This window comes from Acidovorax sp. KPB24-07 (genome assembly GCF_057543315.1).
Genome location: NZ_BAAJYS010000014.1, coordinates 1 through 13,244, shown reverse-complemented (window position 1 = coordinate 13,244; position 13,244 = coordinate 1). Strand labels below are relative to the sequence as shown.

At 68.0% G+C, this 13,244-nt stretch carries 11 protein-coding genes; 9 read left to right on the top strand and 2 right to left on the bottom strand.

What is annotated here, in order from left to right; genetic code table 11:
* The first annotated feature begins 110 nt into the window (after window positions 1–110).
* On the top strand, window positions 111–1,376 hold the full coding sequence (locus AC27IQ_RS03700; protein ID WP_487088282.1) for an SLC13 family permease: 1,266 nt from the start codon (window positions 111–113) through the stop codon (window positions 1,374–1,376).
* Window positions 1,377–1,417: 41 nt separating this feature from the next.
* On the opposite strand, the gene AC27IQ_RS03695 is transcribed toward AC27IQ_RS03700, so the two are convergent.
* Entirely contained in the window at window positions 1,418–2,089 is a 672-nt protein-coding gene (locus tag AC27IQ_RS03695) for a hypothetical protein (protein WP_487088280.1), read from the bottom strand.
* Between the two features lie 166 nt (window positions 2,090–2,255).
* Here AC27IQ_RS03695 and AC27IQ_RS03690 point away from each other — a divergent pair, with 166 nt between their 5' ends.
* The 5 genes from AC27IQ_RS03690 (at window position 2,256) to AC27IQ_RS03670 (ending at window position 6,212) form a co-directional block, all read left to right on the top strand.
* Window positions 2,256–2,555: an iron uptake protein gene (locus AC27IQ_RS03690; RefSeq protein WP_272569545.1), complete on the top strand. Its 300-nt coding sequence runs from the start codon at window positions 2,256–2,258 to the stop codon at window positions 2,553–2,555.
* 88 nt (window positions 2,556–2,643) lie between these two features.
* The gene (locus tag AC27IQ_RS03685) at window positions 2,644–4,326 is read left to right on the top strand and encodes a PepSY-associated TM helix domain-containing protein (RefSeq protein ID WP_487088278.1); all 1,683 of its coding nucleotides are present in this window, start codon (window positions 2,644–2,646) and stop codon (window positions 4,324–4,326) included.
* A gap of 42 nt (window positions 4,327–4,368) precedes the next feature.
* Window positions 4,369–4,656: a DUF3325 domain-containing protein gene (locus tag AC27IQ_RS03680; RefSeq protein WP_487088276.1), complete on the top strand. Its 288-nt coding sequence runs from the start codon at window positions 4,369–4,371 to the stop codon at window positions 4,654–4,656.
* Between the two features lie 378 nt (window positions 4,657–5,034).
* Window positions 5,035–6,027 carry a hypothetical protein gene (locus AC27IQ_RS03675; RefSeq protein ID WP_487088274.1) on the top strand — a complete coding sequence of 331 codons (993 nt, stop codon included), beginning with the start codon at window positions 5,035–5,037 and terminating at the stop codon, window positions 6,025–6,027.
* Complete coding sequence (locus AC27IQ_RS03670; RefSeq protein ID WP_487088272.1) at window positions 6,021–6,212, top strand: hypothetical protein; 192 nt, start codon at window positions 6,021–6,023, stop codon at window positions 6,210–6,212. The genes AC27IQ_RS03675 and AC27IQ_RS03670 overlap by 7 nt, the downstream gene beginning before the upstream one ends.
* Before the next feature lie 60 nt (window positions 6,213–6,272).
* Here the strand turns inward: AC27IQ_RS03670 and AC27IQ_RS03665 are convergent, their stop codons facing one another.
* Window positions 6,273–6,743 carry a CopD family protein gene (locus AC27IQ_RS03665; RefSeq protein ID WP_487088270.1) on the bottom strand — a complete coding sequence of 157 codons (471 nt, stop codon included), beginning with the start codon at window positions 6,741–6,743 and terminating at the stop codon, window positions 6,273–6,275.
* Between the two features lie 239 nt (window positions 6,744–6,982).
* Here AC27IQ_RS03665 and AC27IQ_RS03660 point away from each other — a divergent pair, with 239 nt between their 5' ends.
* The 3 genes from AC27IQ_RS03660 to smc form a co-directional block, all read left to right on the top strand.
* Window positions 6,983–10,135, top strand: a complete 3,153-nt coding sequence (locus AC27IQ_RS03660) for a bifunctional diguanylate cyclase/phosphodiesterase (protein ID WP_487088268.1) — start codon at window positions 6,983–6,985, stop codon at window positions 10,133–10,135.
* Window positions 10,136–10,211: 76 nt separating this feature from the next.
* Window positions 10,212–10,544: a YnfA family protein gene (locus AC27IQ_RS03655; protein ID WP_284404347.1), complete on the top strand. Its 333-nt coding sequence runs from the start codon at window positions 10,212–10,214 to the stop codon at window positions 10,542–10,544.
* Between the two features lie 210 nt (window positions 10,545–10,754).
* The coding region (smc, locus tag AC27IQ_RS03650; protein WP_487088266.1) for a chromosome segregation protein SMC at window positions 10,755–13,244 on the top strand (2,490 nt) is incomplete at its 3' end.

Sequence of the window (13,244 nt, the reverse complement as noted above, 5' to 3'; positions counted from 1 at the left end):
TCCCCCGCAGAGCGGCCGGGGCGAACGGCGGGCGCGCTGCCCGGGTCCTGGGCGCTCCTTCTTTTGCCCTCTTTCCTGCCGTCGATCAATCTTTTGGAACAAAGGCTTTCATGCTTGCACCGCAGCAGTGGATTTGGGGCGTGGTCGCCGTGGCGACCAGTGCGGTCATCCTTCGCCCCTGGCGCCTGCCCGAAGCGGTGTGGGCCGTGGCGGGCGCGCTGGCGCTGGTGGGTTTCGGGCTGCTGCCGGCCAGCCAGGCCTGGAAGGGCGTGCTGCGCGGCGAAGACGTATACCTGTTCCTGGCCGGAATGATGCTGCTGTCGGAGATGGCGCGCCGCGAAGGCGTGTTCGACTGGCTGGCGGCCCTGGCGGCCCGCCGTGCCGGCGGCTCGGGCAGCCGGCTTTTCACCTGGGTCTATCTGGTGGGCACGCTGGTCACCGTGTTCCTGTCCAACGACGCGACCGCGGTGGTGCTGACCCCCGCGGTGTTCGCCGTGGCCCGCGCGGTGGGTGCCTCGCCGTTGCCCTACCTCTTCATCTGCGCCTTCGTCGCCAATGCGGCGAGCTTCGTGCTGCCCATCTCCAACCCGGCCAATCTGGTGCTCTGGGGCGGGCACATGCCGCCGTTGCCCCAGTGGCTGGCGCTGTTCGCGCTGCCTTCGCTGGCGTCCATCGCCGCGACCTTCCTGGCGCTGCGGTTCGCGCTGCGCCACCGCATCAACGCCACCATCCGCACCGAAGTGCCTCCCAGCCCCTTGAGCCGCGGCGGCGCCCTGGCGGCCGCCGGGCTGGCCTTGTCGGTGGTGGTGCTGGTAGCCTGCGCGTGGTTGCGCGTGCCGCTCGGCTGGCCCACGCTGGGGGCGGCACTGGTGACCTTGGCGCTGCTGCGCATCGGGTGCGGCAGCGCTGTCTGGCCCACGGTGCGCTCGGTGTCCTGGAGCGTGCTGCCGCTGGTGGCGGGGCTGTTCGTGTTCGTGCAGGCCCTGGAGTACACCGGCGTGGTGGGGCTGCTGGCCGATGCCTTGCGCAAGGCGGCCACGGCCTGGCCGGGCGGCGCGGACGTGGGGGTGGGCGCCTTGCTGGGCATCGCCGCCAATCTCGTCAACAACCTGCCCGCCGGGCTGCTGGCGGGGGCGGCGCTGGATGCCGCGAACGCCTCGCCGTCGATGCGGGCCGCGGCCTTGATGGGCATCGACATCGGGCCCAACCTGTCGATCACCGGTTCGCTGGCCACACTGCTGTGGCTGGCCGCATTGCGGCGCGAAGGCCAATCGGTCAGTGGCTGGCAGTTCCTGCGGCTGGGCGCCTGGGTGATGCCCCTGGGGCTGGGTGCGGCGCTGCTCACCCTGTGGATCACGCACGTCGCGCTGCGCTGACCGGCTGTGTCAACGCGGCCGTCCGGCCGCTGCGCGAAGGCCTATCGGTACACCACCGTGATGCGCGGCACGGCCTTGACCCCGGGCTGGCGCGAGAGGAAATCCGACAGGAACGCGATCAGGCTCTTTTCGCACAGCGCCATCACGGCTGGGTCCGACGCCATGGCCGCGCCTTGCTTGGCAGCGCGCTGTGACGCCTCCTGCGTGAGGCGGATGACCGCGCCCTTGTTGTCGGTCAGCAGGCCGCCCGACAGCACGCGGTGGCGCAGCTGGCTGATGGCCGGGGTCGCCACCAGCGTCGGCTTGGCCAGGTGGATCTCGATGCCGGCCGGAGTGCTGCGCAGCTCGTAGCTCTGGGGCCGCAGGTCGTACCCGAACGAGTATTCGGCCGAGTACCAGATCGCCACCACGCCTGTGGAGGCCAGGCCCAGCACGGACTTTTCGACGATCTGGGTGGTGCCTTCCTCGCGCACCACGGTGGCCGCCATGAGCTTCATCTGCTCCGACAGCGATTGCTTGCCCACCGTGAGGTAGTCGGTATAGCGCGTGTAGCCCAGCAACTGCTCGGTCTTCTGGCTCACCTCCTGCTGCAGCTGCGCGAGCTGGGCGCGCGCGGCGCGCATGCGTCCCTGCGCCACCCACCAGGCCGTGGCGGCGATGGCGGCCAGCATGGCCAGCAGCAGGGTCAGGAGGGTGAGGCGGGCACGTGACATAAGCGAAGAAGCGTCGAAGGAGGCCGGGCAGGACAAGGCGCAGAGCATAGCCGGCCGCCGCGACAGGCCTGGCCGCGAGGGTGGGCCCACGCCGCGCATGGGTTTTCGGAGGACGCATCCGCAGGCATAATTGAGAACCAATCGCATTTTGAAACCGAGGCAAACGATGGCTGGCAGCACTGCAGCGTCCCGCCTGCATGTCGTCTCGCGCATCGCGGCCGGCATGCTGGGCGGCTACGCATTCACCTGGGGATTCATCGCGCTGTGCGTGGGCCTGGCATTCGCGGCGGGCATGCCGTTCCACGATGCCGAGGCCATGGGCTACATCGTGGGCTTCATCGTGTTTCTGGTGGCCTTCCTCTGGGCCTTTTCGGATTCCCGGCTCGGCCGTGTCTGGCTGGTGCTGGCGGGGGGCGGCGCGCTGATGGCCGGCACCGCGTCGCTGGTGCAGATGGCGCTGATCTGACCGGCCCCCTGTGCCGGCGGTTTTCGTGTCCGTCCCGTTGCCGTGTCGGTCCTGTCTGTGCTGTCTTTAGCGGAAAGGCATTCGTCCCGTGTTCCAGAACTTTCGGCTCACCATGGCCTGGCTGCACACCTGGTTCGGCCTGGTGCTGGGCTTCGTGCTCATGGTCGTTTTCTTCTTCGGCTCGCTGTCGGTGTTCGACCGCGAAATCGACCGCTGGGCCATTCCCGAAACCCGGTTCGCCCCGCAGCCCATGCCGTCGTTCGACCGCGTGCTGCAGCCGGCCTTCCAAACCATGACGCGGCCCGATGCCGCCAACCTCGAGGCGGCTCGCAGCCGGGTGAACGGCCCGCTGGCCGACACCTTCCCCATCGTGAACAGCTGGGGCGCCTACACCACCCACCGCGATCCGGTGCTCGGCATGTTCACCAGCTTCGCCCTGCCCAATGCCAAGGACGCGGACGACCAGGTGTGGGGCACGCGCACCATCGACCCACGCAACGGTAATCCGCTGCCGGACGACCACCTCAAGATCGGCAGCCGGTTCTTCTACCCGCTGCACTACAGCCTGCACCTGGAATGGAAAAGCCTGGGCTACTGGATCGTGGGCTTCGCCGCGCTGATGATGCTGGTGGCGCTGGTCAGCGGCGTGGTCATGCACCGCAAGATCTTCCGCGAGATCTTCACCTTCCGGCCGCGCAAGCACACCCAGCGCAGCGCCCTCGATCTGCACAACCTGACCGGCGTGGTGGCGCTGCCGTTCCATTTCATCTTCGCGCTTTCGGGCCTGGTGATCTTCGGCGGCATCTACTTTCCCGTCACCGAAACCCAGCTGCATCCGCTGCACGAACTGCATGAGCAGCACGAAGCGCTGGAGACCGGCCTGCCGGCCAAGCGCGCGGGCACGCCCGGCACGCTCGCCTCGGTGGACGCCATGGTGGCCGAGGCCCAGCGCCGCTGGGCCGCCAAGGGCATGGCGGGCGAGGTCGGCTATCTGAACGTGCAGCACGTGGGCGATGCCAATGCCTATGTGAGCGTGTTCCGCGCCGGCACCGACCGCGTCACGCTCACGGGCGAGGGCATCCACTTCAAGGGCGCCACCGGCGAGGTGCTGCGCGAAGACCCGCCGCCCACGGCGATCGCGGGCATCAACAACTTCCTCACCGGCCTGCACCTGCAGCATTTCCGGCACTGGCTGCTGCGCTGGCTGTACGTGCTGGGTGGCCTGTCGGGCTGCGTGTGCATTGCCACCGGGTTCATCTTCTTCGTGGAAAAGCGCAAGCGCCAGCACGCCAGGCAAGGTCTCTCCGGCGCGCGCTGGGTGGACGCCTTCGCGGTGACCACCGTGACCGGCATGCTCATCGCCACCTTCGCCATGCTGATCGGCAACCGGGTGCTGCCGACCGATCTGCCGGGCCGGGGCACCTGGGAGCAATCCGTGTTTTGGGGCGCCTGGGTGCTGGCTTTTCTGCATGGCGTGTGGCGCACGGCGCCGGTGGGGCAGGGCCGGATGGCGCCCGCGTGGGCCGAGCAGTGCTGGGCCGCGGCCGCGTTGGCGGTGGTTGCCGTGCTGCTGAACTGGACCACGACTGGCGACCATCTGCTGCGCACACTTGCTAACGGCTATTGGCCCGTGGCGGGCATGGACCTGGCCCTGCTGACTGCCGCCGCTTTGGCCCTGGTAGCGGCCCGCAGGCTTCGCCAGCGCGCGCGGAGCGCTGCCGCAACGGTGGGCCGCACCGCCCAGGGCATACCGGAGGCTTCTCGTGCTTGACGCATTGCTTTTGCTGGCCGCCGTAGCGGCAACGTCGCCGGGATGGGGTGGCTGGCACTGTCCATGGAAGTGCACTGGGACGAGGCACTCGGCAACGCCACCCCCCAGTCCCGCCGCACGGCAGTGGCGCTGCGCGTGGCAGGCGCCGCCGCGTTGGTTGGATCGTTGGCTTTGTGTCTGAGCGTGGACCACGGCTCGATGGCTTCGCTGGTGTGGGTGATGGCTCTGGCGGGGGCTGCCTTCGGCATCGCCCTGACACTGGCCTGGCGCCCGCGAACACTGGGAATTCTGGTCCCGTGGGTGCCGGCCGCCACGGGTACGGGCCGCTAAGTGAACGAGCGAACTGCGCTACAAAAAGAAAACCCGCCGAAGCGGGTCGAAAAGTAGCCCAGGAGGGAGGAGGAGATCGATTGATGCGGGCTACTGGAGTCCATGATTCCCATCCCAGCTTAGGTGAGGCTTAAATGCACCGATTCTTGATTCCGCACCGGGGCGGTTAACCGTATTCGATTAGGCAAGGCTCTGGCAAATCACGGCTTCGGTGGGGGCGGTTGAGTTCCTTGTTTTATTTTGGGCAACGCTCTCACTGTGACGCGAGAACGGCGGCGTGGTCGGGATTTTTTCGCAGATGTCCTCAATGCTTCGGTTGCGGTGAAGCGATGCATCAGGTCCATGCCGACCATGGCGTGATCAAAGGATCTGTGTGCCATGACCCCATTTTCTCTTTCTGGAACGCGCGGACGCACTTCGAGTTCGTCTTCACAAGAATCTACTCCGGCCTCATCAAGCGCTCGCGGAGGCAGCAGTTCGACCCGCATCCCGCCGGAACTGCAGAACCTGACGCAGCGCAGATCTCGGCAGGACTCGCCCGAAATTCCTCGGCCTATGACGGCCAGAGCGAGTGTTCCCGGATACTCCAGCAGCAGCGACGACGATGAGCCCATAGACACCCGCGCTTGGCTGGCCAACCTATCGCTGGAGCCACCGCCTCGAGCGGAGAAGAGCCCGGAGCAAAAAACACTGGTTCCGGCAAGCACAATTGGCGGCTTTTACGCAACGTGTTCCAACATCATCGGGTTGGTAGACCATTCCAAATCCAAGCTGCCCTCGCAAGGTCCTGCGCAGTGGTTCGCCGAACCCTACATCCGTGCAAAGGATGGGGTCGTACGCCGTTTTCCCGAAATTCGCGGCCAGTTCGGGCATTTTGCGGAACAGATCAAAAATGGTTTGATTTATGACGCTCCTGCGCAACTGACGACAAAGCGGTTTGCAGGACTGGAAGTCAGTGGTGACGGAAAAAAACCGGTATTTGTCGCGAACGGCGTTTCTGTTCCGGCCATTAAATTCGGGCATTTCAGTGTCTATCCCCTGCCAGGAAACCGATTCATGGTTCCACAGCCTGCCTTCAAAGACTGCTCCGCAGCCTGTGAGCTGATGCTGCTGCTGGACCATGGGAAGGTGGACCTGGAGGATCTGAATTCTTCCAAGGTCTATGCTTCAAACACCGCGCGGGACACCCGCGCCGTCATGCACTCGATTAAGTTGGCCACTGGCCTGGAGCCTTTCCAGGTGACGCACGAGTTAAGCTACAAGAGCAGCCTATTCAGCAAAGACAGAAGCAGAAAAGTAGCCTGGCGTGACTTGGCGGAAAAAATCGACCAATACGGCCCCTGCATTCTCGGCAAGGGGGGCACATGCTGATGCTGGACAACGTCCGCGAGAGCAAGGGCAAATTCTTTCTCAGCATTCGCGATCCATTCCATGGCACCAGCTTGGAGATTCAGGAATCAGCGGAGTTTTTCAACAGCGGCAGCAAGGCCCCGGACCATGGGCAGGTGGAAGCCATTTTCCTGCCGAGCGAAGTGGGCGGATCATCAACGCGCTGACGTTCCATCAGTGGGCAGGTGACGAGCAATGGCACTGGTGGTGCCTCGCTCTGTCTGCACTCACCGCAACAGAAACACCACCACCACGATCACAGCGCCCAGTGCGATATTGACGCCCACCCAGGTGCGGATGGAAGCCAGCGCCTTGCCGCCCGCGGCCCAGTCGCTCGCCGCCACCGCGCGCTGCAGGCGCTTGAACAGCGCGAACCGCACGTGGCCGAACAGGGCTATCATCACGATGCCCAGCGTGGCCATGATCGTCCAAGACAGCGGCATGGAAAACCGGCCGCCCGACTGCGCCGCGGCACGGGCGACATTGCCGATCATCCACAGCCCGCTGGACAGCACCAGCACGACCGCCACCAGCACCGCCCCCAGAAAACGCTGCAGCACGCCGTGCATCAGCGCCACGCGCTGGGCAGGTTCCAGCGCCTGGGCCGCCGGGCGCAGGAAGAAATGGGCGAAGGCCATGCCCCCCAGCCAAACGATGATCGCCAGGACATGGACCAATTGGAGCGCGTTGTACAGCATGGGAGACTTTCTGAGGGGTTCGGGAGCCGGGACGGTTGCCCGGGCAGGGCGCCAGGGCGGGAGGATAGGGCGCCAACGCGGGTGCAAGCACGGCAATGGCTATGGAAAACGACCAGGCCATTGTTACAAAAAAGAACATTGAGGCTATTGACGCCAAAACCGACGTCGATTGTGGCTATCCTCGTGGGTTATCGTGGACGGATTCCCCGCGCCGCGCCCGGGATTTCCTCCATCTGCCCATGACGCTTCCAAAAGCACTGCGATTGCAACGCTGGCCCTGGCTGCCAGGGGTGCTCTGCGCGCTGCTCGGCATGGCTGTCAGTTGGGCACTGTGGAAGCAGCAGAGCGATTCGGTGGCGCGCATCGCACGCGAGCGGTTCACCCAGGAGGCGCGGTCGTTCACCACGGCGCTGGAGGCCCGCATCGCCTCGCATACCGAACTGGTGGTCGGCCTGCGCAGTTTGTTCCTGGTCAACCCACGGCTGGGGCGCGCCGATTTCGAACATGCGGCGCGTGAGTTGCGCCTTGCCCAGCATTACCCCGGCGTGAAGAACGTGGCCTTCACCCGTTACGTGACGCGTGCCGACAAGGAGGCCTACGAGGCCCGGGTGCGGGCCGATGACCTGGCGCGAACGGGCGCGCCGTCCACGTTCGCCATCCGCCCGCCCGGCGACCGGCCCGAATACCAAGTGGCCGACTACATCTGGCCGATCGTGGGCAACGAGTACGTCGTGGGCCTGGATGTCGGCTCGCTGCCGGCCACCATGGCGTCCATCCGCTACAGCCGCGACACCGGGCAGGTCGTGGCCTCGGAACCGTTCGACCTGCTGCAGGAGCGCGACAACCGCGCCGGCTTCGTGATCCGGCTGCCCGTGTTCGACGACGGCGCGGGCGGCGTGCGCCGCTACATCGGCTCGGTGGCCGCCACCATCCGCTTCTACGACATGGTGAAGGCCCTGCAGTCCGAGGGCCAACTTCGGGGCGTGGGCATGTCGGTGCGGGACATCGGCTCCGTGAGCGATGGCTCCGCGTCTTCCGAGCGGACGCTGCTGGCGCTGGAAAGCGGCGTGCGTCCCGCCATGGAGCGCTATGAACGTGAGCTTCGCGTGCACGACCGGCGCTGGCGGCTGACCTTCCAGCCCCTGCAGCCCTTCCTGTCGCGCTCGGAGGCGCAGTTGCCGGCGATGATGGGCGGCGGCGGCCTGCTGGTGACGGCCCTGCTGTCCGCGCTCATCACGCTGCTGGTGCGCCGCCGCACGCAGGCCGTGAGCTTCGCCACCGCCGCAGGCTCGGCCCTGCGCGAGAGCGAAGAGCGCTTTCGCGCGCTGTTCAACCAGGCTGCCGTGGGCGTCGCGCAGGTCGAGGCCAGCAGCCGCCGCTTCGTGCGGGCCAACAGCAAGTTCTGCGACATCCTGGGCTACACCGAGGCCGAGTTGTCGACCAAGACGGTGGGCGAGATCACGCACCCCGACGACCTGGCCGCCGGCGAGTCGCTGATGGAGCAGATTGCCCAGGGGCAGATCGAGGAGTTCCGCTACGAAAAGCGCTACTTCCACAAGGAGGGGCGCGTCATCTGGGCCGATCTCACCGTGTCGCCCATGCGCATGCCCGGCAACCCGGCGCACCATTCCATCGCCGTGGTGCAGGACATCACCGAGCGCAAGCAGATGGAAGAGAGCCAGCGCGACAGCGAGCTGCGCCTGCGCGGCATCCTGTACCGCCTGCCGGTGGGCGTGTGTTTGGTGCGCAAGGACGGCGTGGTGAGCTTTCGCAACGAACGCTTCGTGCAGATCTGCGGCTACACCGCCGAAGACGCCCCCACGGTGGACGACTGGTGGCGCCTGGCGTTTCCGGATGCGGCGCAGCGCGAGCAGGCCATCGCCGACTGGCTGGCCGTGTGCGCCGAGGCGCCGGGCCAGGAGGCCATCGCGCCGCGCGAGCACGCCATCACCTGCAAGGGCGGGCAGTTGCGCACGGTGGACCTGGCCGGCGTGGCGCTGGGCGACGACCGCCTCATCACCGTGGTGGACATGAGCCAGCACAAGGCGGCGGAGGAGGAGATCCGCTACCTCGCTTATTACGACCCGCTCACCCAGTTGCCCAACCGCCGGCTGCTGCTCGACCGGCTGCAGCAGGCCCTGGCCGCCAGCACCCGCAGCCAGCGCTGCGGCGCGGTGCTGATGCTCGACCTGGACAACTTCAAGACCCTGAACGAGACCCAGGGCCATGAGCGCGGCGACATGCTGCTGCGCCAGGTGGCGCTGCGGCTGCGCGACTGCGTACGGGCCGAAGACACCGTGGCGCGCCATGGCGGCGACGAGTTCGTGGTGGTGCTGGAAGACCTGGGTGACAGCCCCGAAGACGCCGCCGCGCGCGCGGAAGAGATGGGCCAGAAGATCCTGGCGGCCCTGCGCCGGCCGTTCGTGCTGGAGGGCGAGGCCCACCACAGCACGCTCAGCATGGGCGTGACCATCTTCCAGGGTGTGCGCGAGACGGTGGACGAACTGCTGCAGCGCGCCGACCTGGCCATGTACCAGGCCAAGGCCGGCGGGCGCAACAGCCTGCAGTTCTACGACCCGCGGATGCAGGCGTTGGTGGCGGCCCGCGCGGCACTCGAATCGGACCTGCGCGAGGGCATCGCGCTCCAGCAGTTCGAGCTGTTCTACCAGCCACAGATGGACAACGGCCGCATCACCGGCGCCGAGGCGCTGCTGCGCTGGCGCCACCCGGTGCGCGGCTTCGTCTCCCCGGCCGATTTCATTCCCCTGACCGAAGAGACCGGACTCATCCTGCCGCTGGGCGAATGGGTGCTGCAGGCGGCGTGCGCTCAGCTGGCGCGGTGGGCGCAGCGGCCGGCGCTTTCGCATCTGGGCCTGTCGGTGAACGTGAGCGCGCGCCAGTTCCACCAGAGCGGCTTCGTGGGCCAGGTGCTGGCGGCGCTGGCGAGCACCGGGGCGGATGGCCGCCGGCTCAAGCTGGAGATGACCGAAAGCCTGCTGCTGCAGGACGTGGAGGACACCATCGACAAGATGGCCCAGCTGCGCGCCTACGGCGTGGGCTTCTCGCTCGACGATTTCGGCACGGGCTATTCCTCGCTCGCCTACCTCAAGCGCCTGCCGCTGGACGAGTTGAAGATCGACCAGAGCTTCGTGCGTGACGTGCTCACCGACCCCAACGACGCTGCCATCGCGCGCACCATCGTCGCCCTGGGCACCAGCCTGGGCCTGCGCGTGATCGCCGAGGGCGTGGAGACCGAGGCGCAGCGCGCCTTCCTGGCACGCAACCAGTGCTACGTGTGGCAGGGCTACCTGCTCAGCCCGCCGCTGCCGGCGGACGGCTTCGAACGCCTGGTGATCGATCACGCCGCGGGCCTGAGCCCGCTGATCGTGTGAGGGGCACCGGCCGGCGCCCGCCGTGCCGCAACGCCTGCGGGCCTGCCAGCCCCTCCCGGTCGTTCCGAGCCGTCCCATGTTCGAACTGAAAACCCTGGCGCTGTACGCCGTTACCGCGCTGGCGGAGATCGTGGGCTGCTACCTGCCGTGGCTGTGGCTGCGCCAGGGCGCGAGCCCCTGGCTGCTGGTGCCGGCCGCTGCCTGCCTGGCGCTGTTCGCCTGGCTGCTCACCCTGCATCCGGCCGCGGCCGGGCGAGTGTATGCGGCCTACGGCGGCGTCTACGTGGCGGTGGCCCTCGGCTGGCTCTGGGCGGTGGACGGCGTGCGCCCCACCGCGTGGGACCTGGCGGGCGTGGCCGTCACCCTGGCCGGCATGGCGATCATCGCCTTCGCCCCCCGTGCTGGCTGATGCTACTCTTTTGATAGCTATATGCCCTAGTACTGATTGCGCTGGAGGCCTTTTTTGCTTGAAGCAGCGGCGGCTGTAGGAGCGGGCCGTTTCCCTGGCAGTCGCGCCACCCCGGCACGGTATCATCCGGGGCTTGGCCACGCTGGCCCGCCCGGCGGCGCGGCCGCGCCGTTTTGAGCGCTTCAACGCCCCCAGCCCGCCCACAGACCCGTGCGTCTCAACTCCATCAAACTCGCCGGCTTCAAGTCGTTCGCAGAACCCACCAACTTCATGCTGCCGGGCCAACTGGTGGGCGTGGTGGGCCCGAACGGCTGCGGCAAGTCCAACATCATGGATGCGGTGCGCTGGGTGCTGGGGGAGTCCAAGGCCAGCGAGCTGCGCGGCGAGTCCATGCAGGACGTGATCTTCAGCGGCACCACCAGCCGCAAGCAGGCCAGCCGCGCCAGCGTGGAGCTGGTCTTCGACAACGCCGACCACCGCGCCGGCGGGCAGTGGAACCAGTACGGCGAGATCGCCGTCAAGCGCGTGCTCACGCGCGACGGCAACAGCAGCTACTTCATCAACAACCAGCCCGTGCGCCGGCGCGATGTGCAGGACGTGTTCCTGGGCACGGGCCTGGGGCCGCGGGCCTACGCCATCATCGGCCAGGGCACCATCAGCCGCATCATCGAGTCGCGCCCCGAAGAGCTGCGCCTGTTCCTGGAAGAGGCCGCGGGCGTCTCCAAGTACAAGGAGCGCCGCCGCGAGACCGAAAACCGCCTGTCGGACACGCGCGAGAACCTCACGCGGGTCGAAGACATCCTGCGCGAGCTGAACGCCAACCTGGAGCGCCTGGAAAAGCAGGCCGAGGTGGCCGCCCGCTACAACGCGCTGCAGGCCGACGTCACCCTCAAGCAGCACCAGCTGTGGTTCTTGAAGCGCGCCGATGCCGAGGCCGAGCAGGCCAAGGTGCGCGCCGACGGCCTGCAGGCCGTGAACGACCTCGAATCGCGCATGGCCGACCTGCGCTCGGTCGAATCCGACCTCGAAACCATCCGCCAGGCGCACTACGCCGCGGGCGACCACGTCAACCAGGCCCAGGGCAAGCTCTACGAGGCCACGGCCGAAGTGGGCCGCCTGGAGGCCGAGATCCGCTACGTGGTCGAAGGCCGCCAGCGCGTGGAACTGCGCCTCGCCCAGCTCGCCGAGCAGATCGCGCAGTGGTCGGCCCGCAAGGAAGAGGCCGAACACGAGATGGAGAACCTCGCCGGCGCCGGCGTGGACGCCGACGAGCGTGCCGAACTGCTCGCCGCCCAGGTTGAGGAACAGGCCCTGCAGCTGCCCGACCTCGAAGAGGCGCTGCGCCAGGGCCAGCAGCGTGCCAACGAGCAGCGCGGCGCCGTGGTGCAGGTGCAGCAGCAGATCGGTGTGCTGGCCGCCGAGCAGCGCAGCATCGACGAGCAAAGCCGCCAGCTTGATGCCCGCCACGAGCGCCTGCGCACCGACCGCAACGCGCTGGCGGCGCCCGACGAGGCGCGGCTGGTCAACCTGCGCGGCCAGCTCGATGCCGCTCAGGAGGGCGCCGAAATGGCCGAGGCCCGGCTGGCCGAGCTGCAGGAATCCGTGCCGCAGCTGGACGAGGACCGCCGCACCCGCCAGCAGGCCGTGAACGTGGAAAGCGCCCGCCAGGCCGACCTGTCGGCGCGCATGGAGGCGCTGAAGGCGCTGCAGGAGAAGGTCAAGACCGATGGCAAGCTGCAGCCCTGGCTGGCGCGCCACGGCCTCGACGGCCTGCAGGGCCTGTGGAGCCGCATCCACATCGAGCCCGGCTGGGAGAACGCGCTGGAGGCCGCGCTGCGCGAGCGCCTGGGCGCCCTCGAAGTCAGCCGGCTGGACAGCGTGCGCGGCTTTCTCGGCGCGGGCGGCAACGATGCGCCACCGGCCCGGCTGGCCTTCTACACCGCGCCGCCTGCCGGCATCCCCGAGCCCACCGGCGCCGCCACCCGCCTGTCCGACCTGCTGCGCCTGGGCGATGCCGGCCTGCGCGCCGTGCTCACCGACTGGCTGCAGGGCTGCTACACCGCGCAGACGCTCGACGAGGCCCTGAACCGCCGCCCCACGCTGCAGCCCGGCGAGGTGGTCTACGTGCCCACGGGCCATGCGGTCAGCGCGCACAGCGTGAGCTTTTATGCCCAGGACTCCGAGCAGTCCGGCCTGCTGGCCCGCGCGCAGGAGATCGAGCACCTCGAAAAGGAACTGCGCGCCCAGGCCCTCATCAGCGAGGAGTCGCGCACGGCCCTGGTGCGCGCCGAGTCGGCCTACGCGGACGCCTCGCAGCGCCTCGTGGCCGCGCGCCGCGAAGCCAGCGAGGCGCAAAGCCGCGCCCATGAACTGCAGGTGGAAACGCTGCGCCTGACCCAACTGGCCGACCAGGCCCGCGCGCGCAGCGAGCAGATCGGCGCCGACCTGGCAGAGGTCGAGGCGCAGCTGGCCGACCTGCAGGAGCGCCGCGTGACGGCCGAGGCGCGCTTCGAAGAGCTGGACATGCAGCTGGCCGACAGCCAGGAGCGCCACGCGCAACTGGACGAGCGCGTGATCGCCGCCGAGCGCAAGCTCGCCGAATGCCGCGAGCAGCAGCGCAGCCTGGAGCGCCAGGCGCAGGAGGCCACGTTCTCCCGCCGCAGCCTGGAGGCGCGCCGGGCCGAACTCGCCCGCACGCTG

Coding starts and splice junctions, on each gene's coding strand:
- AC27IQ_RS03680 (WP_487088276.1), top strand. CDS start 4,369: ATGGGGTGGCTGGCACTGTCCATGGAAGTGCACTGGGACGAGGCACTC.
- AC27IQ_RS03660 (WP_487088268.1), top strand. CDS start 6,983: ATGACGCTTCCAAAAGCACTGCGATTGCAACGCTGGCCCTGGCTGCCA.
- AC27IQ_RS03670 (WP_487088272.1), top strand. CDS start 6,021: ATGCTGATGCTGGACAACGTCCGCGAGAGCAAGGGCAAATTCTTTCTC.
- AC27IQ_RS03675 (WP_487088274.1), top strand. CDS start 5,035: ATGACCCCATTTTCTCTTTCTGGAACGCGCGGACGCACTTCGAGTTCG.
- AC27IQ_RS03665 (WP_487088270.1), bottom strand. CDS start 6,743: ATGCTGTACAACGCGCTCCAATTGGTCCATGTCCTGGCGATCATCGTT.
- AC27IQ_RS03690 (WP_272569545.1), top strand. CDS start 2,256: ATGGCTGGCAGCACTGCAGCGTCCCGCCTGCATGTCGTCTCGCGCATC.
- AC27IQ_RS03700 (WP_487088282.1), top strand. CDS start 111: ATGCTTGCACCGCAGCAGTGGATTTGGGGCGTGGTCGCCGTGGCGACC.
- AC27IQ_RS03695 (WP_487088280.1), bottom strand. CDS start 2,089: ATGTCACGTGCCCGCCTCACCCTCCTGACCCTGCTGCTGGCCATGCTG.
- AC27IQ_RS03655 (WP_284404347.1), top strand. CDS start 10,212: ATGTTCGAACTGAAAACCCTGGCGCTGTACGCCGTTACCGCGCTGGCG.